Genomic DNA, 21,248 nt, shown 5'->3' on the forward strand with positions numbered 1-21,248 from the left:
GTGCCGGACGCGTGTTCAGGCGCGTCGGCGCGCCGCCTCGTACAGCACGATGCCCGCCGCCACACCGGCGTTCAGCGACTCCGCGCCACCCGGCATCGCGATGCGCACCCGGAAGTCGCAGGTCTCGCCTACCAGGCGGGACAGGCCCTTGCCCTCGCTGCCGACCACGATGACGACCGGGCCGTCGAGGGCCTGGAGGTCGCCGAGTTCGACCTCACCGTCCGCCGCGAGGCCGACGACCGTGATGCCGGCCTTCTTGTAGGCCTCCAGGGCGCGGGTGAGGTTGGTGGCCCGGGCGACCGGGGTGCGGGCGGCCGTACCGGCCGAGGTCTTCCAGGCGCCGGCGGTCATGCCGGCCGAGCGGCGCTCGGGGACGACCACGCCGTGGCCGCCGAAGGCGGAGACCGAACGGACGACCGCGCCGAGGTTGCGCGGGTCGGTGACGCCGTCCAGGGCGACGATCAGCGGGTCCTCGCCCTCGTCGGCGGCGGCGTCGGCGAGGTCCTCGGGGTGCGCGTACTCGTACGGCGGGACCTGCAGCACGAGGCCCTGGTGGTTCAGGCCGTTCGTCATGCGGTCCAGCTCGGGGCGCGGGGCCTCCATCAGGTTGATGCCACCGCGCTCGGCGGCGAGCTGGAGTGCCTCGCGGACGCGCTCGTCGTTGTCGATGAACTGCTGGACGTAGAGGGTCGAGGCGGGGACGCCCTCGCGGAGCGCCTCGACGACCGGGTTGCGGCCGACGACCAGCTCGGAGGCGGACTTGCCGCCCCGGCCGCGGACCGCGGGGCGGCGCGTGGCCTGCTTGGCCTTGGCGGTGGCGATGCGGTTCTTCTTGTGTCCCTTGCGCATCTCGGCGGGCGGGGTCGGGCCCCTGCCCTCCAGCCCCTTGCGCCGCTGGCCGCCACTGCCGACCTGCGCGCCCTTCTTGCCGGACATGCGGCGGTTGTTCGCGGCCATGACCTACCTGTTCTCTACGAAAGTGTGTGTACGTCTATGCAGTGTGCCGCCCGGGGGGCCGGACGGCACAATCGATCAAGGGCCGGGGCTACCGGGACCCGAGGGTCCAGCGCGGGCCCTGCGGGCTGTCCTCGATCACCAGGCCGGACTGGCCCAGCTGGTCACGGATGGCGTCGGCGGTGGCCCAGTCCTTGCGGGCGCGGGCGGACTCGCGCTGGTCGAGGACGAGCCGTACGAGGCTGTCCACCACGCCGTGCGCGCTCTTGTTGAGCACGATCTCGCCCTGGTCGGACGCGCCGGCCCACTGTTCGTCGAGCGGGTCGAGGCCGAGGACACCGAGCATGGCGCGCACCTCGGCGAGCCGGGCCACGGCGGCCTCCTTGTCGTCGGCGGCCAGCGCGCTGTTGCCCTGCCGGACGGTGGTGTGCACGATCGCGAGGGCCTGCGGGACACCCAGGTCGTCGTCCATCGCCTCGGCGAAGGCGGGCGGGACCTCGGCGGCCGGTTCGACGGTCTTGCCGGTCAGCTCGGTGACGCGCTGCACGAAGCCTTCGATGCGCGCGAACGCGGACTCGGCCTCGCGCAGCGACTCCTCGCTGTACTCGATCATCGAGCGGTAGTGCGGGGTGCCCAGGTAGTAGCGCAGCACGATGGGGCGCCACTGCTTGACCATCTCGGAGACGAGGACGCTGTTGCCGAGCGACTTGGACATCTTGTCGCCGGCGAGGGTGACCCAGGCGTTGTGCACCCAGTACCGGGCGAAGTCGTCGCCGAAGGCCTTGGCCTGGGCGATCTCGTTCTCGTGGTGCGGGAAGATCAGGTCGATGCCGCCGCCGTGGATGTCGAAGGCGGAGCCCAGGTACTTGTGCGCCATGGCGGAGCACTCCAGGTGCCAGCCCGGACGGCCCGGACCCCACGGCGTCGGCCAGGTCGGCTCGCCCGGCTTCGCCGACTTCCACATGGCGAAGTCGCGCGGGTCCCGCTTGCCGGTCTCGCCCTCGGCGGACGGCTGGAGCAGGTTGTCCAGCTCCTGCCGGGACAGCTCGAGGTACTGCGGGAGGGACCGTACGTCGAAGTAGACGTTGCCGTCGGCGGCGTAGGCGTGTCCGCGCTCGATGAGACGCTGCATCATCTCGACCATCTCGGTCACGTGCCCGGTGGCACGCGGCTCGTAGGTCGGCGGGAGGCAGCCGAGGGCGGTGTAGCCGTCGTTGAAGGCCCGCTCGTTCTCGTACCCGATCGACCACCACGGCCGGCCCTGCTCGTGGGCCTTGGCGATGATCTTGTCATCGATGTCCGTGACGTTCCTGATGAACGTCACCTCGTAGCCGCGGTACTCGAACCATCGGCGCATGATGTCGAAGTTCAGGCCCGAGCGGATGTGGCCGATGTGCGGGGCCGCCTGCACGGTGGCGCCACACAGGTAGATCGAGACGCAGCCCGGCTTGAGCGGGGAGAAGTCACGGATCTGCCGGGCGCTGGTGTCGTACAGGCGAATCGTCACGACTCCAGGGTAGTGGGCGCGGACCAGTGCCCGGTCACTTCACCCCGGGAATTCCCGGCCCCACAGCCTCCCGGCGGCCTTCCGGGGCGTGATCCGCAGGACCGCCCTCACAGCCTCCCGACGACCTTCCGGGGCGTGATCCGCACGACCACCCGCTCGGCGTCCTGGCCGGCGGCCGGGTTGAAGTCGGCGTACTTCTGGCCCGTGTACTTCTCGCTCAGTTCGTCGATGAGTTCCGGGCCGCCCTCCGTCGTCAGCTCGGCGGTGCCGCGGATCTCGGCGTACTCGTAGGGCTGCTCGGGGTTCACGACGACGACCGTCACCCGGGGATCGCGGTCCAGGTTCTTCTTCTTGCGGCGGTCGACCGTCGTCGAGAAGAGGAGCTGCTCACCGTCCCGCTTCACCCACACCGGGGACATCTGCGTGCTGCCGTCGGGCTGGACGGTGCCGACGACGATGAACACCTTGCCGTCGAGCACGGACTTGAGCTGGTCGGACAGGGCGGCGGGCATGGGTACCTCCGGAAAGCCGTGGTCAGCGGTGACGCGACGGTCACGGTCACGCTGCAGTGACTCTCCGGGTACCCTCGCACGCTCTCGGCTCACCCGCACCACGAGCGCGGCCCGGGCTTCGGCGCGCTCAGCCGGTACGGACCACCAGGGCCGTCGCCACCGCCATCAGGCCCTCCTCGCGGCCCGGGAAGCCGAGGCCGTCCGTCGTCGCGCCGGAGACGGAGACGGGCGCGCCGGCCGCCTCGGAGAGGATCTTCTGGGCCTCGTCGCGCCGCTTGCCGATCTTCGGGCGGGGTCCGATCACCTGGACGGCGACGTTGCCGACGGTGAAGCCGGCCTCGCGGACGATCCGGGCCGCCTCGGTGAGCAGGGTCACGCCGGAGGCGCCGGACCACTCGGGGCGGCCGGTGCCGAAGTGCTGCCCCAGGTCACCGAGTCCGGCGGCGGAGAACAGGGCGTTGCAGGCCGCGTGGGCGACGACGTCGGCGTCGGAGTGGCCGGCCAGTCCGGGACCCTCGCCCTCCCACTTCAGGCCGGCGCACCACAGCTCGCGGCCCTCCTCGAAGGCGTGGATGTCGGTGCCGATCCCGACCTGGGGAAGCAGCGGTGCCTCAGAAGCCATCGTTGAGCCTCCTGCGGGCCAGGACCGCCTCGGCGAGGACCAGGTCGAGCGGGCGGGTGACCTTGAAGGCCTCCTCGTGGCCGGGGACGGCGACGACCGTCAGGCCGAGCTGCTCCACCATGCTCGCGTCGTCGGTGACGTTCTCGGTGACCGTCTCGTGCGCCCGGACCAGGGTCGCGCGCTCGAAACCCTGAGGTGTCTGGACGGCGCGCAGTCGGCCCCGCTCGGGCGTGGCGACGACCGGCTCCGGGTCGCCCGGGGTGGCCGCGGGTTCGACTTCCTTGACCGTGTCGGCCAGCGGGAGCGCGGGGACGACCGCGGGCGCGCCGTCGCGCACGGCCTCGATCACCGCGTCGACCGTGTCCACGGGGACGAGCGGGCGGGCCGCGTCGTGGACGAGGACGATGCCGTACTCCGGCGGCAGGGCGTCCAGGCCGAGCCGGACCGATTCCTGCCGGCTGTCCCCGCCGGGGACGACCAGGAAGTCGGTGCGGTCCGGCAGCGCGTGCGCGTCGAGCAGGGACTTGACCTCGGCGGCGCCGTCCGGCGGCGCCACGACGATCACCAGGGCGACATGGCGGGACGCGGCGAGGGCGCGGACCGCGTGGATCAGCATGGGCGTGCCGTTCAGCGCGCGGAGCGCCTTGGGGGCGCCCGGACCGAGGCGTACGCCCCGTCCGGCGGCGGGAATCACGGCGGCGACGGGGTTCTGCGCGGGTGAAGGGCGCGATTCGTCAGACATCGGTTCCTGTCAGGTTTGTGTGCTCGACTCAGGTGGGTATGGCCTGAGGAGTGCCGGGCGCGACGCCTTGACCGGACCCTTTCCGTGACCCTGGTCGAGCCGACCGCCCGGGCCCGGCACCTCAAGTATCGGGGGGTTGATCACCGGCTGCCCCGAGAAACACGTTGCGGGGACGAACATGCCGCAGCGCCCGGCGACAGGATCAGTGTCATCGGGCACCGCGGCATTTCACTGTGCTGAGCGGGCCGGCAGCGGGGAACCGCTGCCCGGGCGCGTCAGGAGGCGAGCACCTCGTCGAGCAGGGCCTCGGCCTTGTCCTCGTTCGTGTTCTCCGCGAGCGCCAGCTCGCTCACCAGGATCTGGCGGGCCTTGGCGAGCATGCGCTTCTCACCGGCGGAGAGACCGCGCTCGCGCTCGCGACGCCACAGGTCACGCACGACTTCCGCGACCTTGATGACATCGCCGGAGGCGAGCTTCTCCAGGTTTGCCTTGTAACGACGGGACCAGTTCGTGGGCTCCTCGGCGTACGGCGCGCGCAGCACCTCGAAGACCCGGTCCAGCCCGTCCTGACCGACCACATCACGCACGCCGACGAACTCCGCATTGTCCGCTGGCACACGTACCGTCAGGTCACCCTGGGCGACCTTCAGCACCAAGTAGGTCTTGTCCACGCCTTTGATCTGGCGAGTTTCGATGGCCTCGATCAGCGCGGCCCCGTGATGGGGATAGACCACGGTGTCGCCAACCTTGAACGTCATGTGACAGGTACCCCTTCCGTGGCTATCCAGGGTAACACGGAAACCGGCGGTTCTGAATGGCGTTTTCGCAGGTCAGGGCATATCTCGGGGCTTGACAACAGCAACAGGAACGTGCTGCGAGAGGCCTGCGGAACCGGGTATTCGCAGGTCGGAGGGGCTGTTCGGGCGGGGCGAAACACGTTCGTCATCGACCTCGGAAGCCCTCTCCAAGTGGACGAACGTCCCGTTTTGTCCGGTTCCAAGCGTACGACTTCCGCTACTCCGTTCGGTGACCGGAGGGGGATGCGCGCCGAATCCGGAATTGATCAACGACGGCCGGACGGGGGTCCGTGATCTGTTCGTGATGCGGCCTGTGATGACGTCCCCGATGAGGGCCGTGTTCTGCTCCGTGTTGTGCTCCGTCATCCGCTCGTTGATGTGCTCGCCGATCTGGTCCCTGATCAATATCAAGGGTGGTCACGCATTCCTTCACGGAAATTTTGCGAGCGGTTATGTGAATGACGGACGAGCCCTCCGGCAAAGCGACGGGAGGGTCGGTCGAGCCCCCAGGGGCGAAGGGCCGGCGGTACCCCCAGCAGGAGGGAAGCCGGTTGCTTGGGGGAGGGTCGGGTGCGGCGGCGGAGGAACGGCTCGGTAACCTGAGGCCGCTGACAGACACTTAGGGCGGCTTTATAAGGGGAGCCGCCCGCGCGTTCAAGGAGTTGCCGCCGCCGTGAGCAGCAGCCTTCGACGCGGCGCCCTCGCCGCCTCCGCCATCGTCTTCTCGATCGCCTCGCTCGCCGCCTGTGGCGCCGGCAACAACTCGCAGACCCTGGAGGTCAAGCCGGACAACGCGGCGACCAGCGTCGGGGCCATCAAGGTCCAGAACGCCACGATCATCACCCAGCCCGACCTGAAGTCCACCGGTCCGGCCGTCATCTCCGCGACGGTGTTCAACTCGGACACGCACCCGCAGACGCTGCAGTCCATCACCGTCCCGGGCAGCAGCGAGACGGTCAAGCTGACCCCCGCGAAGGGCCAGAGCCTGACCGTTCCGGCGCAGGGCTCCCTGGTCCTCGGCGGCAAGGACAACGCCTCCGCCGAGATCCCCAACGGCCACGAGTCCGTCCAGGACGGCAGCGCGCAGAAGATCACCTTCACGTTCAGCAAGACCGGCGACGTGAGCCTGCAGGCCTTCGTGGTCCCGGCCACCAGCTACTTCGACAAGTGGGGCCCGAGCCAGATCCCGTCCGGCCCGGCGACGGCCTCCCCTGCCCCGGGTGCGTCCGCCTCCGGCAGCGGCAAGCCCGCGAAGCGCGGCAGGACCACCCCGTCGAGCTCCGCGAGCGACACGGCGAGCACGGGCGCGACCCCGAGCGGCTCGGCCTCCCAGTCGACCGCCGGCAACTGAGCAGCCGTACACGCACGAAGGGCGGCACCCCGGCCGGGGTGCCGCCCTTCGTCGTGGAACCGCGAACCACCGGCCCATGGCATGCGCCGCCCGGGTTTACGGCTCGAACTTGTAACCCAGGCCGCGGACCGTCACCAGGTAACGCGGGGCGCCCGGGTCCGGCTCGATCTTGGCGCGGAGGCGCTTGACGTGGACGTCGAGGGTCTTGGTGTCGCCCACGTAGTCGGCGCCCCAGACGCGGTCGATGAGCTGCATGCGGGTGAGCACGCGCCCCGCGTTGCGCAGGAGCATCTCCAGGAGGTCGAACTCCTTCAGGGGGAGGTCGACCTTGGAACCGGCGACCGTCACCACGTGACGGTCGACGTCCATGCGGACCGGGCCCGCCTCCAGCGCGGCCGGGGTGACCTCCTCCGGCTCGCCGCGGCGGCGCAGGACGGCACGGATACGGGCCACCAGCTCACGCGAGGAGAAGGGCTTGGTGACGTAGTCGTCGGCTCCTATTTCGAGGCCGACCACCTTGTCGATCTCGCTGTCCTTGGCCGTCACCATGATGACGGGGACGTTGGACCGGCCGCGCAGCTGGCGGCAGACCTCGGTGCCGGGCAGGCCCGGCAGCATCAGGTCGAGGAGGACGAGGTCGGCGCCGTTGCGCTCGAACTCGTCGAGTCCGTCGGGGCCGGTCGCCGCCACGGCGACCTCGAAGCCCTCCTTGCGGAGCATGTACGACAGGGCGTCGGAGAAGGACTCCTCGTCCTCGACGACGAGCACTCGGGTCACGGAAGGACCTCCGGGGCGGGAAGCGGTTCGTACGGGGATGAGTCGGGGCCGCCGGCCTCTTCTTCGAGGTCCGGGTGCTGTTGTGCGCGGTCGCGGGCCGCGCCCGCCTCCGGCAGCCTGAGAGTGAACGTGGAGCCCTGACCCTCGGCGCTCCAGACCGTGACCTCCCCGCCGTGCGAGGCGACCACGTGCTTGACGATCGCGAGACCCAGGCCGGTGCCGCCGGTCGCCCGGGAGCGGGCCGGGTCGACGCGGTAGAAGCGCTCGAAGATGCGCTCCTTGTCCTTGTCGGAGATGCCGATGCCCTGGTCGGTCACGGCAAGCTCGATCATGTCGCCCCCGGGCGCGGAGACCCGGCGGGCCGCTATGCCGACGCGGGTGCGGGCCGGGGAGTAGTTCACGGCGTTCTCGACCAGGTTGCCGAGGGCGGCGGCCAGCTGGCCCCGGTTGCCCCAGACATGCAGGTCGGCCGTGCCGCCGGCGGCCATGGTGATCTGCTTGGCCCCCGCCTGGTGGCGGCAGCGGTCGACGGCCTCGGCGACCAGCTCGTCCACCCGGACGGGCTCGGCGTCCTCGAGGGGGTCGTCGTTCTGCACCCGGGAGAGGTCGATGAGCTCCTGGACCAGGTTGGTCAGCCGGGTCGCCTCGATCTGCATGCGGCCGGCGAAGCGCTGGACCGCCTCGGGGTCGTCGGAGGCGTCCATGACGGCCTCCGAGAGCAGGGAGAGGGCGCCTACCGGCGTCTTCAGCTCGTGGCTCACATTGGCCACGAAGTCACGCCGTACGGCTTCGATCCTCCTTGCCTCGGTCAGGTCTTCGACCAGCAGCAGGACCAGGCGGGAGCCGAGCGGGGCCACCCTCGCGGAGACGGCGAGGGCCTCACCGCGTCCGGTGCCACGCCGGGGCAGGTCCAGCTCGACCTGCCGTATCTCCCCGTCGCGTCTGGTGTCTCTGGCCATCTGGAGCATGGGCTCGACGGCGAGCTTGCCGCCGCGGACCAGCCCGAGGGCGTAGGCGGCGGAGCTGGCCTTGACGACGGCGTCGGCCTCGTCGAGGACGACGGCCGAGGAGCGGAGCACGGACAACACGGTGTCCACGCCGGGCGGGAGTACGGGATCGGTGTGCAAGGAAGTCCTGGTCGGTCGCTTCTGGTCGCGTTCGCTCCAGCGGAACGCCAGCATGGCGATGACACCGGTGAGCACCCCGGCGATCGCTGCCGCTGCGGCGACCGCCGCGTTCACGTCCATGCCTCCAGGTTAAGCAGGGCGTACGACATGACCACAGCCGTCGAGGTGCGAGCACCGTCACTCGTCGCCCAGAGTTCACCTTGGGGCCAGGATTGGTTCATTTGGGGTGGCGGAAACGGACGCGTGCGGGGCAGAACGTGGGAGCGTGGGGACCAAGCACACCTATGAGAGGGAACCCTGATGCGGGACGCGTACCACGAGGAACTGGACTCGATCGGCGACGGTCTGGTGGAGATGGCCCGGCTGGTCGGGTCGGCGATCGGACGCGCCACCACCGCCATGCTGGACGCCGACCTGAAGCTGGCCGAGAGCGTGATCGAGGCCGACCAGAAGGTCGACGAGCTCCAGCACGACCTGGAGGCCCGGGCCATAGCCCTGCTCGCCCGGCAGCAGCCGGTGGCGACCGACCTGCGGATCGTCGTCACCTCGCTGCGCATGTCCGCCGACCTGGAGCGGTCCGGTGACCTCGCCCAGCACGTGGCGAAGCTGGCCCGGCTGCGCTTCCCCGAGCGCGCGGTGCCCCGCGACCTGCACGCCACGATCCTGGAGATGGGCCAGCTCGCGCAGCGCCTGATGGCGAAGGCGGCCGAGGTGATCATCACCAAGGACGTCGACCTCGCGCTGCAGCTGGAGCAGGACGACGACGAGATGGACCTCCTGCACCGCACCCTCTTCCAGCACCTGATCGACGAGCGCTGGAAGCACGGCATCGAGACGGCCGTGGACGTCACCCTGCTCGGCCGCTACTACGAGCGGTACGCCGACCACGCCGTGGCCGTGGCCAAGCGCGTGGTCTTCCTGGTCACGGGCGAGCACGCGGACGAGCTGCAGCCGGACATCCAGCCGGCGACGGGGACCCAGGGCGCGTGACCCTCCGGGGGTCGGGCGCGGTGGTGCGAGGTCGCCGAACGGGGCGCGCGTACGCCTCCGTGCGCCGTTGATGCGCCCAGGGGAGCGGGCATGAAATGGACGAGGGCACCCCTGCCCCAGCGTCTAGGAGGGTCCCATGGCCGATTCCCCCCGCACCACGCCCGACCCCACGCAGGAGCGCGAGACCGAGCAGCCCGCCGAGATCAGGAGCCTGCCGCTGGTCGGCGCGTGCGGCTGCGGCTCGGGCTGCGGCTGCGGGTGCCAGTCGGGCAGCCCGTGCCAGTGCTGACCTGACGAACCGACGGACGAGGGCCGGTGTGCGATCAACGCACGCCGGCCCTTTTTCTGTGTCCTCATGCCGCGTCCTCATGCCGCCCTGTAGCGTTCACACCCCACTCATTGCAATGAAGGAGGCAGGGCCCGTTGCGTTAGAATCCGACTCGTTGCAACGATTTCTATCCACTGAGCTGCAGTTTTGAAATTATTGCGCAACGATCTAGTTGCCACCATATGGAAAGCAACGTAGCGTTTCCCTCGTCAGAAACAGCGATGACCCGAAGGAGCGCACGATGCAGAAGTTCGACACCCCCGCCCCGGTCTCGACCGTCCTCGACATCCCCGTGGGACGCATCCGGTTCGTCGCCGCCGACCGGGCCGACACCACGGTCGAGGTTCTGCCGGCGGACGCCTCCAAGGGCCGCGACGTGAAGGCGGCGGAGCAGATCGAGGTCGTCTACGGCGACGGCGTCCTGCGGATCGAGGCCGCGCCGGCGAAGAACCGGCTCCTCGGTCATTCGGGAGCCGTCGAGGTGACGGTCGAACTGCCCGCCGGTTCCCGGGTCGAGGCGAAGGCGGCCGCCGCCGAGTTCCGGAGCCTCGGCCGGCTCGGCGACGTCGTCTTCGAGGCCGCGCAGGCCACCGTCGACCTCGACGAGACCGCGAGCGCCCGTCTCACCCTTCAAGCCGGTGACGTGTCGGTCGGCCGCCTGGGCGGCGCCGCTGAGATCAGCACCCAGAAGGGCGACCTCCGCATCGCCGAGGCCGTGCGGGGCAGGGTCGTGCTGCGCACCGAGCACGGCGAGATCTCGGTCGGCGTCGCTCACGGAGCCTCCGCCACCCTGGACGCCGGCACCAGCTACGGCCGGATCCAGAACTCGCTCAAGAACACCGACGGCGTCGCCGCGGCTCTGACCATCCAGGCGACCACCTCCCACGGCGACATCACCGCCCGCAGCCTGTGAAGCGACAAGCCCCCTGACTGCGGCGAACCGCCGGCAGGGGGCTTGATCGCGGCTGACGGGACCGGCCGGTGAGGCATGGCGGTGATCTCGGCAGGGCCGACCATATTCGGCACGCCGTCGAGGAGGAGGAAGACGCCGAACGGCTACCGGCCGAGCACCCGCCCGCCGACATGAGCTCCCACGGGCAGCGCGGAGACCGTTGCCGGCCCGGCTCCGGTCTACGGCGTCCGAGGCCGGCGGCAGGGAGCGATCCGGCCGACTGGACTCGGGCATGGTCCCGTCCTGGAGGGCGCAGCGATGCCGGTCGAGTACTTCCGGCCCCGCAAGGTGATGAGGCAACAGACCTGGTCGCACCCCGTCGCCGGTGGCGGGACGCCGGAATGGGCCGTGCGGCTGAGTGCCGGGTGTCCCCCTGTCCGCCGTCGGGCGGAAACGGCTACACCGTCCGGGCGGACATCCCTCTGCGGCCCGTAACTGCCGTGCGCCGCATCATCGACAACACGGCCGGCGGTGCCGGAGGCGGCGCGGCCGACGACGGAGTCCTGCGCATCGTCGACACCAACCTCAACGAGAACAGGGCCGGGCGGGCCGGAGGCGTCGCCGACTTCGGAGGCGGCACGACGACCGTCATGTCCAGCAACGTCAACAACAACACGGCCGCCGCCCCGGGCGGCGTCCTCAAGACGGCGGCGCGGTCACCATCCCGTCGTCCCGGGTCAAGGGCAACACGCCCACCAACTGCGCCGGCAGCCCCATCGCCGTGCCGGGCTGCACCGGCTGACAGGGCGGAGAGCCGGCCCACCGATCCGTGGACTCAGCCGCAGCCGGCTGACGCGGAGACGTCACCGGCGGCCTGGCCGGTGCAGCAGCCGTCGCCGGTGGCGTGCGGGTCGGCGCTCTTGCCGAGGGTGTCCGCGTCGGCCTTCACGACGTACACCTCCCACGGCTCCTTGCCGGGGCCGTGGACCCAGACCTTGTCCTGGAGGGCGTAGCAGCAGGAGGTGTCGTTCTCCTCGAAGGTCGCCAGGCCGGCGTCCCTGAGCCGGCTGGTGGCGACGTCGACCTGGGCGGTGGACTCGACCTCGACACCGAGGTGGTCGAGCCGGGTCTCCTGACCGGGCTCGCCCTCGATGAGCACGAGCTTGAGCGGGGGCTCGGCGATGGCGAAGTTGGCGTAGCCCTGGCGCCGCTTGGCCGGTTCGGTGCCGAACAGCTTCGAGTAGAAGGTGATCGACGCTTCGAGGTCGCTGACACGCAGGGCGAGCTGAGCACGGGACATGGCAGGGCACCCATCTGCTTGCATTGATGTCTGTCGAATCAAGCTTGTGACTTGAATCGAAGGATGTCAACATAGACGCATGTCGAAGCAAAAGCTTGTGGTGCTCGGACAGAGCGACGAGGACGGCGCGTGCTGCCCGGGGCTGGTGACCGCTCCCCTGGACGAGGACCAGGCGGTGGAGCTGGCGAAGCTGTTCAAGGCGCTGGGCGACCCGGTACGGCTGCGTCTGCTGTCGATGATCGCCTCGCGAGCGGGCGGTGAGATCTGCGTCTGCGATCTGACCCCGGCCTTCGACCTGTCCCAGCCGACGATCTCCCACCACCTCAAGCTGCTGCGGCAGGCCGGTCTGATCGACTGCGAGCGGCGCGGCACATGGGTCCACTACTGGGCACTGCCCGCCACCCTCGACCGGCTCGCCGCCTTCCTGAAGGCGTCACAGACGGCCGAGGCGACCGCGTGAGCGCCCCGCTCGGCCGCCGGGCCGTCGCCGAAGCCGTGGGAACGGCCGCCCTGGTCGCGGTGGTCGTGGGCGCCGGCATCCAGGCCACCGAGCTGACCCGGGACGCCGGCGTGCAGCTGCTGGCCGACTCGCTGGCCACGGTCTTCGGCCTGGGCGTGCTCATCGTGCTCCTGGGGCCGGTCTCCGGTGCGCACTTCAATCCCGCCGTCACGCTCGCGGCCTGGTTCACCGGCCGCCGCAGCGCGGACGGACCGAGCGCACGGGACGTCGCCGCCTACATCCCGGCCCAGATCGCGGGAGCCGTCGCCGGTGCCCTCCTGGCCGACGCCATGTTCGGCAAGCCGCTCGTCCGGTGGTCCACCCATGACCGCTCCGCCGGTCACCTGTGGCTGGGCGAGGTGGTCGCGACCGCCGGGCTGATTCTGCTGATCTTCGGCTCGGCCCGCACGGGCCGCGCCCGCTTCGGCCCGGTGACCGTGGCGTCGTACATCGGCGCGGCCTACTGGTTCACGTCCTCCACCTCGTTCGCGAACCCGGCGGTCACCATCGGCCGCGCCTTCACCGACACCTTCGCCGGCATCGCCCCCGGCTCGCTCGCCCCGTTCATCGCCGCCCAGCTGGTGGGTGCCGGAGTGGGGCTGGGACTGGTGCTCGCCGTCTTCGGCCGCCCAGCACCCCCACAGACCGCTCCCGCCCCTCTTCACGGCGAACCCGAACTCGCCCCCACACTCCCCTGACCGGCCCGCCAGAAAGACACCGGCCATGAACACCCCCGCCACCCGTCCCTCCGTGCTCTTCGTCTGCGTCCACAACGCCGGGCGCTCTCAGATGGCCGCCGCGTTCCTCACGCACCTCGCGGGCGACCGCGTACAGGTCCGCTCCGCCGGCTCCGCGCCCGCCGACGCCGTCAACCCCTCCGTCGTCGAAGCGATGTCGGAGGCAGGCATCGACATCTCCGCCGAGGTGCCCAAGGTGCTCACGGTCGAGACGGTCCAGGCGTCCGACGTGGTCATCACGATGGGCTGCGGCGACGCCTGCCCCGTCTTCCCCGGCAAGCGCTACCTCGACTGGACGCTTCCCGACCCGGCCGGACAGGGCGTCGACGCCGTCCGCCCCATACGCGACGAGATCGAAAGGCGCATCCGCGTCCTGCTCGACGAGATCACCCCGGCGAACCGGGTGTGAGCGCGCAAAAATAGCGTCCGCAGCGTCCGGCCACTCCGCGACCAAGGGCACGTTTCCGCAGGTCAACACGGCTCTCAGCAGAGGGCCGGTTGCGGACGCCGCCCCCTGCGGGCCTGTCCGACGGGTCGCGTCACCGACCCCGCGCCCGTCGGCGATGTCACCCGAATGGCGCAACAGGACGTGCCACCCACATGGGTGAAGATCAAGCTGGCTAGTGCCCCAACCGAGGCAATCCGTGAAAGGGGAACCACATGCGCATCGGACGAATCGTCGCCGCCGTCGTCGCCACGGCAGCCCTCGCCGGACTCGGCCTCTCAGGCGCAGCCACCGCCACCGCCGCCACACATGGTGCGCCCTCCTCCGTCACCCCTTCCGAGTGCAAGCAGGGCGGCGGAATGGCCGACCTGGCGGACAACGTCTGCAAGGGCGGTACGCACGACGGGGAGGCGGTTGACTGAACCCCACAAGGCGCCCCGCAGCCACGCGCGCCGCGGGGCGCTCCCGGGGAGCGGGCCCGGAAGGCTCTCGGCCAGGCTCTCCGCCCGCAAGATCACACGGGCTGAGGTCCCAGAGAGGTCCCAGACCGCGAAAATGCCCCTGATCCGCGCCGAAAGCGCAGCTCAGGGGCATGATCAAAAAACTTACTTCTTCTTGCCCTGGTTCTTGACCGCCTCGATCGCCGCCGCGGCGGCCTCCGGGTCGAGGTACTTGCCGCCGGGGGTGACCGGCTTGAACTCGGCGTCCAGCTCGTAGTACAGCGGGATGCCCGTCGGGATGTTCAGACCCGCGATGTCGGCGTCGGAGATGCCGTCCAGGTGCTTGACCAGGGCGCGCAGCGAGTTGCCGTGGGCCGCGATCAGAACCGTGCGGCCGGTCAGCAGGTCGGGCACGATGTCGTCGAACCAGTACGGCAGCATCCGGTGGACGACGTCCTTCAGGCACTCCGTCCGCGGGCGCAGCTCCGGCGGGAGCGTGGCGTAGCGCGCGTCGTCGAACTGGGAGAACTCGGAGTCGTCGGCGAGCGGCGGGGGCGGGGTGTCGTAGGAACGGCGCCAGAGCATGAACTGCTCCTCGCCGAACTCGGCCAGCGTCGCCGCCTTGTCCTTGCCCTGCAGGGCGCCGTAGTGGCGCTCGTTCAGGCGCCAGCTGCGGTGGACCGGGATCCAGTGGCGGTCCGCGGCCTCCAGGGCCAGCTGGGCCGTGCGGATCGCGCGCTTCTGGAGGGACGTGTGGACCACGTCGGGCAGGAGTCCGGCGTCCTTCAGCAGCTCGCCGCCGCGGACCGCCTCCTTCTCGCCCTTCTCGTTCAGGTTGACGTCCACCCAGCCGGTGAACAGGTTCTTCGCGTTCCACTCGCTCTCGCCGTGGCGGAGGAGGATCAGCTTGTACGGTGCGTCGGCCATGGGTCAGAGCGTAATCCACGTGTTCGGGGCGCTGCCCGGACCGGCCGGTGGGTGGACGATTGACGGCCTCTGTTAATCGGGGGGCCGACGGCCGACCGGTGCGGGTAAGTTGTGCCTACCGCGTCAGTCACTTACAGCGCCCTATCGGGGTGCTGTGTCTTCATGGGGGTTCTGTCATGTCCGCCGCCGGTCTCAGACGTGCCGCCCGGGAGACCGTCTCGGGGCTCCCCCGTGAGTTCTGGTGGCTGTGGACCAGCACCCTGATCAACCGGCTGGGCGCGTTCGTGGCCACGTTCATGGCCCTCTACCTCACCCTCGACCGCGGGTACTCCGCCTCCTACGCCGGTCTCGTCGCCTCGCTGTACGGGCTCGGCGGGGTCGTCTCCTCGCTGGGGGCCGGGGTGATGGCCGACCGGCTGGGCAGGCGGCCGACCCTTCTCATCGCGCAGACCACCACCGCCGGCTCCGTCGCGCTGCTCGGGTTCATGACCGACCCGGCCGCCATCGCGGCCGTCGCCTTCGCCGTCGGCATGGCCACCAACGCCTCGCGGCCGGCCGTGCAGGCGATGATGGCGGACATCGTCCGGCCCGAGGACCGGGTGCGGGCCTTCTCGCTCAACTACTGGGCCATCAACCTCGGCTTCGCAGTCTCCTCCACGGCCGCCGGGTTCATCGCCGAGTTCAGCTATCTCGCCGGGTTCCTGATCGAGGCCGGGATGACCCTGGCCTGCGCCCTCGTCGTCTTCGCCAAGCTGCCCGAGTCGCGGCCCGCGGCCACGGCCAGGCAGGACGATGCCGAGGTCAGCCTCGGGACAGTGCTGCGCGACGGGCGGTACATGGCCGTCGTCGGGCTGTCCTTCCTGGTCGCGCTGGTCTTCCAGCAGGGGTCCGTCGGACTGCCGGTGGCCATGGGGCGGGCCGGCTTCTCGCCCGCCGACTACGGCCTGGCCATCGCCGTCAACGGCATCCTGATCGTCGCCCTGCAGATCCCCGTCACCCGGTTCATCGAGCACCGCGACCCACGCACCCTGCTGGTCGTCTCCTCGCTCCTCGCGGGCTACGGCTTCGGGCTCACCGCCTTCGCCGGGTCGGTCGGCGTCTTCATGCTCACGGTGTGCGTGTGGACCCTCGCCGAGATCGTCAACGCGCCGACCCAGACCGGGCTGGTGGTCCTGCTGTCACCGGTCCACGGGCGCGGGCGCTACCAGGGCATGTACACCCTGTCCTGGGCCGTCGCCTCGCTGGTCGCGCCCTTGATGTCGGGCGCGGTCATCGACCGGCTCGGCGCGGCATGGCTGTGGGCGACGTGCGCGGCGGTGGGGACGGTCGCGGGGGTCGGGTACGGGGTGCTGATGCGGCGGCTGCCGCCGCGGCGTCCGGCCGTGGCCGACCCGAAGGCCGAGGCCGGGGCCGAGGTCCGCGCCGGCTGAGCGGCCGAGCCCCCTGCCGCCGGCGAACGCGCGGGCAGGGGGCTCGGTGCGGCGATCAGAAGGCGGCGTTCACGCCGATCTGGTGGGGCTGGCCGAGGGCGCCCAGCGCCTCGCCCTTGACGGCGTCGAGCTGGGACAGCGCGTCGGCGCTGCCGAGGGTCACGGAGTCGACGGTGAGACCGAATTCGGGGCTCAGGCCGCCGGAGACGCCGTCGAGTTCGGCGTCCGCGATCTCGCGGGTCTGTACCTGGTGAGCGGAGTTCATGACAACTGCCCTTCGCATGGGTGGTCCACAAGGGGAAGCGACCCCGCCGGGGACGGGCGGGGGCTTCGGCCGCAGGCGTGCGCCGCCCTTTCAGGCCACGGTGGCGCGATGCCGACGGCGCGAGCGATCAAACCACGGAGCGCACCGGGCATCCAGTCAACCGCCTTCCGCACCCGGCCCGTTGGTGACGACCGGTGACCCATCCGTGCGGACTCGGTCACGCGCCGGGGCCAGTTTCTCCACATGCCGGGCCCCGCCGGGGCACCGCGGGTACGGCCACCGCCGCGACGACCGGGACAACCCCGCACCAATGGAACCCTCCCGGCCCGCGGATGCGGACAGGCTGTGCAGATTCCGTTCACGGACCCGTTCGCGCCCCTCGGCGCTTCCTTCCTCCGGGTGGCCCGTGCAGCAGGCGGCCCACTCCCGCGCGCTTCTCACGGGCCGACTGACTGGGGCGGGAGGTGATCCCCGCCCAGCCGAGTCCCACCCCAGCCGAGGAGGAGCACCACCGTGAGCCTTGATCTCCCCGACGCCGGAGCGGGGACGGTCCGGCTTCACCCGGGACTTCGACCTGGCGGCCCACCGCCGGCAGGTGGAGAGCCGGCGTCCGACGGTGTATCCCTCGGTCGCCGTGCTGTTGCCGGTGTGCGGAGAGCCCGTCGACGTGCTGCGGAACACCTGGACGCATGTGCGGCGCCTCACCGAGCGCGGTCCGGGCAGGGGCGTACGTGCTCGACGACTCCTCGTCCCCGGAGCCGGCCGCCCTGGCCGAGCGGTTCGGCATGGCCGGCCTGCTTTCCGCCCCGTGCGCCGTGGTCGCGGAGAGAAGGCCGAGGACGGCCGCCAGGGCGAGCGAGATCCGTACGGCCCAGTGGCTTCGAGAAGGGGGTCAGCGCACCTTTGCCTCCCGTTCGATGCGATGGCGCTGACCGCCAATGTGGCGGCAGGCGGCCTCGCGTCCGGGGAGACGCCGACGGGCTTGGGCCGAGTGAAGGGGATGTCCACCCCTTCGGTCGACCGCCCCCACCTGAGACGTGGCGCGCGTCACACCCAGCCGTGTCACATCTGCGCGCTCCCTCCCGTCAGAGAGGTGTAAGCAGCGGCAACCACACAGGAGCAGACCATGGACGCTCGCCTGAACCTCCACACCAACTCCGTCACCGGCCGGCTCTTCAAGCACTTCAACGCGGCGGGCAAGGTCATCGGGGACTCCGCGCTGCCCCCTGCCACGCAGGAACTGGTGAAGATCCGGGCCAGTCAGATCAACGGGTGCGCGTTCTGCACCGACATGCACACCAAGGACGCCACCGCGGCCGGCGAGTCCGCCACCCGGCTGCACCTGGTCGCGGCCTGGCGGGAGGCGACGGTGTTCACCGACGCCGAGCGGGCCGCCCTGGAGCTGACCGAGCAGGGCACCCGGATCGCCGACGCTGCGGGCGGGGTCACGGACGAGGCCTGGGCGGACGCGGCCAAGCACTACGACGAGGACCAGCTCGCCGCGCTGGTCGCCCTCATCGCCCTGATCAACGCCTACAACCGCGCGAACGTCATCGTGCAGCAGCCCGCCGGTGACTACGTGCCCGGCATGTTCGGCTGACGGACCGGGACGACGGGCAGCGAGGGGTCACGGGTGCATGCGTGTCACGGGTGCATGCGTGACCCCTTCAGCACCTTGTCCACCCCGTTCCGCGGCCCGTACACCGCCAGCCCGACCAGGTCCAGGTCGGCCGTGGGGACCGCACGCACCGCCGCGCGGTTGTCGCGGTCGTTGCCCGTGGCGAACAGGTCGGCGGTGAAGACGGCGCGGGGCAGGGACCGGCTCAGTGCCCGGTCGTGCGCCGCCCTCAGAGTCTCCTTGCCGCCCTCGAAGACCAGCACGGGCTGGCGGAACATCGGCAGGTAGCCGACGCCGTCCGCGTCCTCGTAGGGCTCGCCGATCACCTCGGGGACCTGGCTGCCCAGGCCACTGACCAGGAACGCGGTGACGTTGAGACGCTGCCAAGGCTCCAGGTCCTCGCGCAGCAGCACGGCGATCTTCGTGTCGAAGCGGACGGGCTCGGGGCGGGTCGGTTCGGTGTTCATGCAGTGAGACTGCCGGGCGGCCGGGCAGCGGGTCTTGTACGTTTTTTGCGTGGCCGCCGACCAGCGAGAAGTCACCGCCTGGCGCCCGCGCGTCCCGGGTGTCGTCGAGGTCTTCCACGCTCATTTCACCGAGTACGCCTATCCGATGCACGTCCACGACGCGTGGACGCTGCTGATCGTGGACGACGGCGCCGTACGGTACGACCTGGACCGGCACGAGCACGGCACCCCGCACGACACGGTCAGCCTGCTCCCGCCGCACGTGCCGCACAACGGCTCGCCGGCCACCCCGGACGGCTTCCGCAAGCGGGTCGTGTACCTCGACAGCAGCCGGCTCGGGGACGAGTTCATCGGCCCGGCCGTGGACGGGCCCGATCTGCGGGACCCGGTGCTGCGGCTGCGGGTCGGACAGCTGCACTCCGCGCTCGCCCGGCCCGGGGACGAGCTGGAGGCGGAGAGCAGGCTGGTCCTCGTCGGGGAGCGGCTGCGGGACCATCTGCGGCGGCGGGCCGAGCCGGTGACCCCGCGCCGGGACCCCGCGCTCGGCCGCCGGCTGCGGGAGCTGCTGGACACCCGGGTCGTCGACGGGGTCTCGCTGGAGGAGGCCGCACGGCTGCTGCACGCCCATCCCGCCCATCTGGTGCGGGCGTTCAGCGGCGCGTACGGCATCGCCCCGCACCAGTACCTGATGTCGCGGCGGGTCGGGCGGGCCCGGCGGCTGCTGCTGGACGGGCTGGCGCCGGGCGAGGTGGCCCCGGCCACCGGGTTCTACGACCAGGCCCATCTCACCCGGCACTTCAAGAAGTTGGTCGGGGTGACCCCGGGGCGCTACCGCAGCAGCGCCCGCTGAGCCTCGTACAGGTTGCGCGGGCGTACGGCGTCCGTGGTGCCGTACAGCTCCAGGCGGGAGTGCAGGTCGCCGGTGAAGTCGGGCACGTCGGTCTGGTCGAACTCCGTGACCGTGTTCAGGCCGACGGTCGCCGACCAGGGGGCCAGCCCGTCGATCTTCATCAGTCCGGCGCGGCCGTTGGTCACGCGGATGTTCCAGTGCGTGAAGCGGGCGCCGAACAGCGGGCCCGCGCTCGCGTCCCCGCCGTGGCGGCCGTCGTTGTCCACCGTGATGTCGGTGCGGACGTTCGCGAAGGGCAGGCCGCGGTGGCTGTCGAAGGTGCCCATCCGCATGTCGCCGCGTGACCAGACGTTGTGGGAGGAGAGGCCTTCGACGTTGATGCCGTGCAGCTGGGTCCCGGGGGGTGCGGGGACCGTGCGCTCCTCGATCGTGAAGTCCTCGACCAGGTTGTCGTGGGAGCCCTCGCGGCAGAAGTACGGGTGGTGCGAGCCGCGGCCGGCGACCCGGGTGCCGCGCAGGGTGCAGGCGGAGGCTGCGACCAGGCCGAAGCCGTTGTCGACGTGGCGGACCGTGACGTCGTCCACCCAGCAGTCGTAGGCGCACTGCAGGACGACCCCGTTGTAGCCCTTGTCGAGGAGGTGCGGGGACTGCGGCGTCTCCACCGCCTCCAGGGTCAGACCTTCGACGCCCGAGCCGGTCAGCTCCGGTACGTGCGTGGTCAGCCGGGGGTCCCACTCGGGGCGTACGTCGAGCGGGAGTGGCCGTTCGAGGGTGACACGCCGGCCGTGGACGCGGGTGATGCGGACCGGCCATTCGTAGGGGACGTAGGACAGCAGCTTGGTCTTGTCGTCCCAGACGTACGACTCCGGGCCGGGGCCGCCGCCCGCCATGTGCTGCAGGAGGGTGTGGGTGGCGTCGTCGGCGAGGCGGAGCAGGACCAGCCGGCCCGGGCGCAGTCCGGAGGGGTCGGTGACGGTGATCGTGCGGTCGCCCCGGCGGGCCGGTGCGACGGCGGTGAGGGTGGTCCACTCGTCGCGCTTGTTGCCGGTCCAGCCTTCGAAGGGCCAGGCGCGGGACCGGACGGCGGCCACCAGGGAGTCCCAACGCGCCCTCGGGGCCAGCCAGATGAGTCCGCCTGCCCACGACCAGGAGGACTTGTCGCCGCCGTAGCGGGAGCCGTAGGGGCCGATCAGTTCGGTGAGGTTCTTCGTCGCGTACAGGGTCGTACGGCCGCTGCCGGCGCCGCGCAGGACGACGTTCGAGTCGCCGATGCGGATCAGGTCGTCGATGCGGTAGGTGCCGGGCGGGATGGTGACCGTGCCACCGCCGGCCCGTCCGGCGGCGGCGATGGCACGGTTGATCGCGGGGGCGCAGTCGGTGCTGCCGTCGGGGACGGCGCCGTGGTCGGTGACGTCGGCGACGACGCGGGGGCGGGGGAAGCGGGTCGCTCCGCCGCGGTAGCCGGACCGGCCGATGCACGGGATCTGCGGGTGGGTGTCGGGGTTGCGGGTGAACTCGCGCCACAGGGAGGCGACTTCGGCCGCCTGCGCGGTGCCGGCCGTCGCGCCGGTCGCCGCGCCGAGGGCCACTGCCGTGGCGCCGGCGAGGAGCGTCCGCCTGCCGATGTGCCCGTGAATCATGTCCAGCCACCCCATCACAGTCATGTATATG

Annotated in this window: 24 protein-coding genes; 11 read left to right on the forward strand and 13 right to left on the reverse strand. The window is 71.0% G+C overall.

All coding sequences use genetic code 11. The features are described from left to right. Positions 1–15: 15 nt before the first annotated feature. The 6 genes from rlmB to ACIHEJ_RS19895 form a co-directional block, all read right to left on the reverse strand. The gene (gene rlmB / locus ACIHEJ_RS19870; protein ID WP_400137162.1) at positions 16–957 is read right to left on the reverse strand and encodes a 23S rRNA (guanosine(2251)-2'-O)-methyltransferase RlmB; all 942 of its coding nucleotides are present in this window, start codon (positions 955–957) and stop codon (positions 16–18) included. Between the two features lie 88 nt (positions 958–1,045). Next, positions 1,046–2,461: a cysteine--tRNA ligase gene (gene cysS / locus ACIHEJ_RS19875; RefSeq protein WP_400137164.1), complete on the reverse strand. Its 1,416-nt coding sequence runs from the start codon at positions 2,459–2,461 to the stop codon at positions 1,046–1,048. 107 nt (positions 2,462–2,568) lie between these two features. Beyond that, positions 2,569–2,973 (reverse strand): PPOX class F420-dependent oxidoreductase, encoded by a 405-nt coding sequence (locus ACIHEJ_RS19880; RefSeq protein ID WP_400137167.1) that lies wholly within the window; start codon positions 2,971–2,973, stop codon positions 2,569–2,571. 127 nt (positions 2,974–3,100) lie between these two features. After that, a complete protein-coding gene (ispF, locus tag ACIHEJ_RS19885; RefSeq protein WP_400137169.1) occupies positions 3,101–3,595 on the reverse strand; it encodes a 2-C-methyl-D-erythritol 2,4-cyclodiphosphate synthase in 495 nt (164 codons plus the stop codon). Beyond that, entirely contained in the window at positions 3,585–4,337 is a 753-nt protein-coding gene (gene ispD / locus ACIHEJ_RS19890) for a 2-C-methyl-D-erythritol 4-phosphate cytidylyltransferase (RefSeq protein WP_400137171.1), read from the reverse strand. Before ispD ends, ispF begins: the two co-directional genes overlap by 11 nt. Positions 4,338–4,612: 275 nt before the next feature. Then, positions 4,613–5,095 carry a CarD family transcriptional regulator gene (locus ACIHEJ_RS19895; RefSeq protein ID WP_003953493.1) on the reverse strand — a complete coding sequence of 161 codons (483 nt, stop codon included), beginning with the start codon at positions 5,093–5,095 and terminating at the stop codon, positions 4,613–4,615. Positions 5,096–5,807: 712 nt separating this feature from the next. On the opposite strand from ACIHEJ_RS19895, the gene ACIHEJ_RS19900 reads away from it, so the two are divergent. Further along, entirely contained in the window at positions 5,808–6,485 is a 678-nt protein-coding gene (locus ACIHEJ_RS19900) for a DUF461 domain-containing protein (RefSeq protein WP_400137173.1), read from the forward strand. A 96-nt stretch (positions 6,486–6,581) separates the two neighbouring features. Here ACIHEJ_RS19900 and ACIHEJ_RS19905 read toward each other — a convergent pair whose 3' ends face one another. Further along, on the reverse strand, positions 6,582–7,262 hold the full coding sequence (locus ACIHEJ_RS19905) for a response regulator transcription factor (protein ID WP_030342036.1): 681 nt from the start codon (positions 7,260–7,262) through the stop codon (positions 6,582–6,584). After that, the gene (locus tag ACIHEJ_RS19910; protein ID WP_400137176.1) at positions 7,259–8,509 is read right to left on the reverse strand and encodes a sensor histidine kinase; all 1,251 of its coding nucleotides are present in this window, start codon (positions 8,507–8,509) and stop codon (positions 7,259–7,261) included. The genes ACIHEJ_RS19905 and ACIHEJ_RS19910 overlap by 4 nt, the downstream gene beginning before the upstream one ends. 180 nt (positions 8,510–8,689) lie before the next feature. Here ACIHEJ_RS19910 and phoU point away from each other — a divergent pair, with 180 nt between their 5' ends. The 3 genes from phoU (at position 8,690) to ACIHEJ_RS19925 (ending at position 10,620) form a co-directional block, all read left to right on the forward strand. After that, the gene (phoU, locus tag ACIHEJ_RS19915; RefSeq protein WP_400137178.1) at positions 8,690–9,379 is read left to right on the forward strand and encodes a phosphate signaling complex protein PhoU; all 690 of its coding nucleotides are present in this window, start codon (positions 8,690–8,692) and stop codon (positions 9,377–9,379) included. Between the two features lie 136 nt (positions 9,380–9,515). Then, complete coding sequence (locus tag ACIHEJ_RS19920) at positions 9,516–9,668, forward strand: hypothetical protein (RefSeq protein WP_400137181.1); 153 nt, start codon at positions 9,516–9,518, stop codon at positions 9,666–9,668. A 280-nt stretch (positions 9,669–9,948) separates the two neighbouring features. Continuing rightward, positions 9,949–10,620, forward strand: a complete 672-nt coding sequence (locus ACIHEJ_RS19925; protein ID WP_400137183.1) for a DUF4097 family beta strand repeat-containing protein — start codon at positions 9,949–9,951, stop codon at positions 10,618–10,620. Positions 10,621–11,434: 814 nt separating this feature from the next. Here the strand turns inward: ACIHEJ_RS19925 and ACIHEJ_RS19930 are convergent. Then, positions 11,435–11,899: an ArsI/CadI family heavy metal resistance metalloenzyme gene (locus ACIHEJ_RS19930; protein WP_400137185.1), complete on the reverse strand. Its 465-nt coding sequence runs from the start codon at positions 11,897–11,899 to the stop codon at positions 11,435–11,437. A gap of 79 nt (positions 11,900–11,978) precedes the next feature. Here ACIHEJ_RS19930 and ACIHEJ_RS19935 point away from each other — a divergent pair, with 79 nt between their 5' ends. The 4 genes from ACIHEJ_RS19935 (at position 11,979) to ACIHEJ_RS19950 (ending at position 14,002) form a co-directional block, all read left to right on the forward strand. Next, positions 11,979–12,359 carry an ArsR/SmtB family transcription factor gene (locus tag ACIHEJ_RS19935; RefSeq protein ID WP_400137188.1) on the forward strand — a complete coding sequence of 127 codons (381 nt, stop codon included), beginning with the start codon at positions 11,979–11,981 and terminating at the stop codon, positions 12,357–12,359. Beyond that, positions 12,272–13,096, forward strand: coding sequence for an aquaporin (locus ACIHEJ_RS19940; protein ID WP_400137191.1), 825 nt, complete (start codon positions 12,272–12,274; stop codon positions 13,094–13,096). The genes ACIHEJ_RS19935 and ACIHEJ_RS19940 overlap by 88 nt, the downstream gene beginning before the upstream one ends. A 25-nt stretch (positions 13,097–13,121) precedes the next feature. Further along, on the forward strand, positions 13,122–13,544 hold the full coding sequence (locus ACIHEJ_RS19945) for an arsenate reductase ArsC (RefSeq protein ID WP_400137194.1): 423 nt from the start codon (positions 13,122–13,124) through the stop codon (positions 13,542–13,544). Between the two features lie 251 nt (positions 13,545–13,795). Further along, a complete protein-coding gene (locus tag ACIHEJ_RS19950; protein WP_400137197.1) occupies positions 13,796–14,002 on the forward strand; it encodes a hypothetical protein in 207 nt (68 codons plus the stop codon). A 183-nt stretch (positions 14,003–14,185) separates the two neighbouring features. On the opposite strand, the gene ACIHEJ_RS19955 is transcribed toward ACIHEJ_RS19950, so the two are convergent. Then, the gene (locus ACIHEJ_RS19955; protein WP_400137199.1) at positions 14,186–14,947 is read right to left on the reverse strand and encodes a phosphoglyceromutase; all 762 of its coding nucleotides are present in this window, start codon (positions 14,945–14,947) and stop codon (positions 14,186–14,188) included. 176 nt (positions 14,948–15,123) lie between these two features. Between ACIHEJ_RS19955 and ACIHEJ_RS19960 the strand changes: the two genes are divergently transcribed. Continuing rightward, the gene (locus tag ACIHEJ_RS19960) at positions 15,124–16,377 is read left to right on the forward strand and encodes an MDR family MFS transporter (RefSeq protein WP_400137202.1); all 1,254 of its coding nucleotides are present in this window, start codon (positions 15,124–15,126) and stop codon (positions 16,375–16,377) included. A gap of 55 nt (positions 16,378–16,432) precedes the next feature. On the opposite strand, the gene ACIHEJ_RS19965 is transcribed toward ACIHEJ_RS19960, so the two are convergent. Then, positions 16,433–16,642, reverse strand: a complete 210-nt coding sequence (locus tag ACIHEJ_RS19965) for a hypothetical protein (RefSeq protein ID WP_400137205.1) — start codon at positions 16,640–16,642, stop codon at positions 16,433–16,435. A 1,126-nt stretch (positions 16,643–17,768) separates the two neighbouring features. Here ACIHEJ_RS19965 and ACIHEJ_RS19970 point away from each other — a divergent pair. Then, complete coding sequence (locus tag ACIHEJ_RS19970; protein ID WP_400137207.1) at positions 17,769–18,242, forward strand: carboxymuconolactone decarboxylase family protein; 474 nt, start codon at positions 17,769–17,771, stop codon at positions 18,240–18,242. 44 nt (positions 18,243–18,286) lie between these two features. On the opposite strand, the gene ACIHEJ_RS19975 is transcribed toward ACIHEJ_RS19970, so the two are convergent. Then, complete coding sequence (locus ACIHEJ_RS19975; RefSeq protein WP_400137210.1) at positions 18,287–18,727, reverse strand: DUF2000 family protein; 441 nt, start codon at positions 18,725–18,727, stop codon at positions 18,287–18,289. A gap of 49 nt (positions 18,728–18,776) precedes the next feature. On the opposite strand from ACIHEJ_RS19975, the gene ACIHEJ_RS19980 reads away from it, so the two are divergent. Continuing rightward, positions 18,777–19,577 (forward strand): AraC family transcriptional regulator, encoded by an 801-nt coding sequence (locus tag ACIHEJ_RS19980; RefSeq protein WP_400137213.1) that lies wholly within the window; start codon positions 18,777–18,779, stop codon positions 19,575–19,577. On the opposite strand, the gene ACIHEJ_RS19985 is transcribed toward ACIHEJ_RS19980, so the two are convergent. Beyond that, a complete protein-coding gene (locus ACIHEJ_RS19985; RefSeq protein WP_400137216.1) occupies positions 19,556–21,217 on the reverse strand; it encodes a glycosyl hydrolase family 28-related protein in 1,662 nt (553 codons plus the stop codon). The genes ACIHEJ_RS19980 and ACIHEJ_RS19985 overlap by 22 nt on opposite strands. Between the last annotated feature and the right edge of the window lie 31 nt (positions 21,218–21,248).

This window comes from Streptomyces sp. NPDC052301, assembly GCF_044593395.1.
Lineage (GTDB): Bacteria > Actinomycetota > Actinomycetes > Streptomycetales > Streptomycetaceae > Streptomyces.

What these genes read in the sequence shown, in the direction of transcription:
- rlmB (WP_400137162.1), bottom strand. Translation starts at nt 957, where the DNA reads ATGGCCGCGAACAACCGCCGCATGTCCGGCAAGAAGGGCGCGCAGGTC.
- ACIHEJ_RS19880 (WP_400137167.1), bottom strand. Translation starts at nt 2,973, where the DNA reads ATGCCCGCCGCCCTGTCCGACCAGCTCAAGTCCGTGCTCGACGGCAAG.
- ispF (WP_400137169.1), bottom strand. Translation starts at nt 3,595, where the DNA reads ATGGCTTCTGAGGCACCGCTGCTTCCCCAGGTCGGGATCGGCACCGAC.
- ispD (WP_400137171.1), bottom strand. Translation starts at nt 4,337, where the DNA reads ATGTCTGACGAATCGCGCCCTTCACCCGCGCAGAACCCCGTCGCCGCC.
- ACIHEJ_RS19895 (WP_003953493.1), bottom strand. Translation starts at nt 5,095, where the DNA reads ATGACGTTCAAGGTTGGCGACACCGTGGTCTATCCCCATCACGGGGCC.
- ACIHEJ_RS19910 (WP_400137176.1), bottom strand. Translation starts at nt 8,509, where the DNA reads ATGGACGTGAACGCGGCGGTCGCCGCAGCGGCAGCGATCGCCGGGGTG.
- phoU (WP_400137178.1), top strand. Translation starts at nt 8,690, where the DNA reads ATGCGGGACGCGTACCACGAGGAACTGGACTCGATCGGCGACGGTCTG.
- ACIHEJ_RS19920 (WP_400137181.1), top strand. Translation starts at nt 9,516, where the DNA reads ATGGCCGATTCCCCCCGCACCACGCCCGACCCCACGCAGGAGCGCGAG.
- ACIHEJ_RS19925 (WP_400137183.1), top strand. Translation starts at nt 9,949, where the DNA reads ATGCAGAAGTTCGACACCCCCGCCCCGGTCTCGACCGTCCTCGACATC.
- ACIHEJ_RS19930 (WP_400137185.1), bottom strand. Translation starts at nt 11,899, where the DNA reads ATGTCCCGTGCTCAGCTCGCCCTGCGTGTCAGCGACCTCGAAGCGTCG.
- ACIHEJ_RS19935 (WP_400137188.1), top strand. Translation starts at nt 11,979, where the DNA reads ATGTCGAAGCAAAAGCTTGTGGTGCTCGGACAGAGCGACGAGGACGGC.
- ACIHEJ_RS19940 (WP_400137191.1), top strand. Translation starts at nt 12,272, where the DNA reads ATGGGTCCACTACTGGGCACTGCCCGCCACCCTCGACCGGCTCGCCGC.
- ACIHEJ_RS19945 (WP_400137194.1), top strand. Translation starts at nt 13,122, where the DNA reads ATGAACACCCCCGCCACCCGTCCCTCCGTGCTCTTCGTCTGCGTCCAC.
- ACIHEJ_RS19950 (WP_400137197.1), top strand. Translation starts at nt 13,796, where the DNA reads ATGCGCATCGGACGAATCGTCGCCGCCGTCGTCGCCACGGCAGCCCTC.
- ACIHEJ_RS19955 (WP_400137199.1), bottom strand. Translation starts at nt 14,947, where the DNA reads ATGGCCGACGCACCGTACAAGCTGATCCTCCTCCGCCACGGCGAGAGC.
- ACIHEJ_RS19960 (WP_400137202.1), top strand. Translation starts at nt 15,124, where the DNA reads ATGTCCGCCGCCGGTCTCAGACGTGCCGCCCGGGAGACCGTCTCGGGG.
- ACIHEJ_RS19965 (WP_400137205.1), bottom strand. Translation starts at nt 16,642, where the DNA reads ATGAACTCCGCTCACCAGGTACAGACCCGCGAGATCGCGGACGCCGAA.
- ACIHEJ_RS19970 (WP_400137207.1), top strand. Translation starts at nt 17,769, where the DNA reads ATGGACGCTCGCCTGAACCTCCACACCAACTCCGTCACCGGCCGGCTC.
- ACIHEJ_RS19975 (WP_400137210.1), bottom strand. Translation starts at nt 18,727, where the DNA reads ATGAACACCGAACCGACCCGCCCCGAGCCCGTCCGCTTCGACACGAAG.
- ACIHEJ_RS19985 (WP_400137216.1), bottom strand. Translation starts at nt 21,217, where the DNA reads ATGATTCACGGGCACATCGGCAGGCGGACGCTCCTCGCCGGCGCCACG.